Annotated in this window: 2 protein-coding genes; one reads left to right on the top strand and one right to left on the bottom strand. The window is 49.1% G+C overall.

Going from position 1 to position 2,125, the window contains the following annotated elements; translation table 11 throughout:
* Window positions 1–1,818 (top strand): CRTAC1 family protein (locus WBA23_RS07035; protein WP_424581552.1); only part of this gene is annotated, 1,818 nt, incomplete at its 5' end.
* Here WBA23_RS07035 and WBA23_RS07040 read toward each other — a convergent pair.
* Window positions 1,745–2,125 (bottom strand): hypothetical protein (locus WBA23_RS07040; protein WP_424581553.1); only part of this gene is annotated, 381 nt, incomplete at its 5' end. The genes WBA23_RS07035 and WBA23_RS07040 overlap by 74 nt on opposite strands.

Here is a 2,125-nt window from a genome sequence, read left to right on the forward strand (position 1 = left end):
CCTATTGCTGCTGAGGCAGTTCATCAGCTGCCTAGCGGTTCTCAGGGCAGCATTAATTATTATCTAGCACTGCTGGAGCGCGATCCTGAGGATTACGAATCTCAGTACTTACTCAACCTAGCCTACATGACACTGGGCAAATATCCGGCTGAGGTACCTGACTCCTTGCTCATTGTGTCGCCTCTCTTTGAGAAGCCGGAGCAACAGTGGGTTCGCGATGTGGCTATTGCCCAGAACCTCGATGTACAAGGCTTGGCCGGAGGAGTGGTCGCTGAGGATGTTAATCAGGACGGCCATATTGACCTGATAATATCTTCTTGGGATATGCAAACCCACTTACAACTTTTTTTGAATGATGGAAAGGGCACCTGGCGGGAAGCATCGCTGGAGGCTGGTTTGTCAGCCGTTCCGGGGGGGCTTAACCTTGTGCCTACTGATTTTAATAACGATGGAAGAGTGGATATTTTGGTACTACGCGGAGGGTGGTTGGGTCTGTTTGGCAACCTACCTAATAGCTTACTGAAAAATGTGGGCATTGATGAATACGGAATACCTCAATTCAGCGATGTGACCCAGGAGGCAGGAATGGATAGCCAACTACCTACTCAAACGGCGGTATGGGCTGATTTCAATCTGGATGGCTGGCTGGATGTGTTTATCGGCAACGAGTCGGCGGTGAGCGGTTTTAACAATCCTTCGGAGCTGTACCTTAATCAGCAGGATGGCACCTTCCGAGAGGCGGCGCAGGCAGCGGGAGTTTCTTTCACTACTCAAAATATGCGGGATCAACGGATCATCAAAGGAGTAACTGCTGCCGATTATAATCACGATAAGCTACCCGATCTGTTTGTAAGCACTCGGGATGGTACTAATTACTTGTTTGAAAACCAGGGGGTCTCCTCGAGTGTTCCGGTGTTCAAAGACGTGACGGCCAATTCGAGCTTAGATGCCTACGATAAAACGTTTACCACCTGGTTCTGGGACTATAATAATGATGGCTGGGAAGACTTATTGGTATCGGGGTTTCATTCTGATGCTCAGTACGAAGGCAAATCTATTGCCGATGACTTTGCCCGGGAGCAACTAGGCTTACCTCACACGGCCACAGCAGGTTTGCTGTACAAAAATCAGGGCGACGGAACCTTTACTGACGTATCGGAAGAAGTTGGGCTGGATAAAATTTTATACATGATGGGCGGTAACTACGGTGATATTGACAACGACGGCTGGTTAGACTTTTACTGTGGCAATGGTGACCCCGATCTGCGGTCGGTCATTCCCAACCGGATGTTTCGTTTCAATGGCGAACGTTTCGAGGAGATCACTAATCAGGGCTTCGGCCACATCCAGAAGGGACACGGTGCTGCTTTTGCTGATTTTGATGAGGATGGGGATCAGGATATTTATACGGTAGTCGGTGGATTTTACGAAGGCGATGTGTACCAGAATATTCTGCTGGAGAATCAGGGCAAACCAAAAAACCATTTTATTCAAGTACGGCTGAAAGGAAGCAGAAGTAATGCTTTGGGCGTAGGAGCCCGACTGGAAGCTGTGCTAAAAACAGACAGCGGTGACCATCGGCGTATCTTTCGTACGGTAGGGTCCGGTGGTAGCTTCGGAGCCTCGCCATTTACTCAACACATTGGGCTGGGTAGTACTAAAGTGGTCGATACGCTGTACGTGCACTGGCCCAACGGAACGTCTCCCCAAGTACTTACCCAACTCGCGGCTGATCGGCTCTACGTTATTGAAGAATCGCTGAATTCTGAACTGGTTTCCAGTGCAAAACTTGCAGAGAATCCGCGTAGCTGGAAATAAGTATTTCTCCGTTACCAAGTGGTACTGCATCTCTAACTTCTTGCAGTACGTGAAGCTGGGTTTCATTCCAAGGTAAAGGAACAAAAGCAGTGTCCTGATGAAGCAGAACCACTCCCGTAAAGTTATCATTCCATCCCATGGAGACACTGAGTTTGCGGTTGTTCCCCAAACCCAGGATATCGACTGCCCCGTCGCTATTAAAATCACGGGTAACGAACGCATTGATCGGACCGGTTTGCGCTACTCGGGGCAAAGGCTTCACGGCAAACTCTTTGCCCTTTTGGTTCAGAAGAACCACACTTTGCAT

Origin of the sequence: Tunicatimonas sp., assembly GCF_049647865.1 — a bacterium.
Classification (GTDB): domain Bacteria; phylum Bacteroidota; class Bacteroidia; order Cytophagales; family Cyclobacteriaceae; genus Tunicatimonas.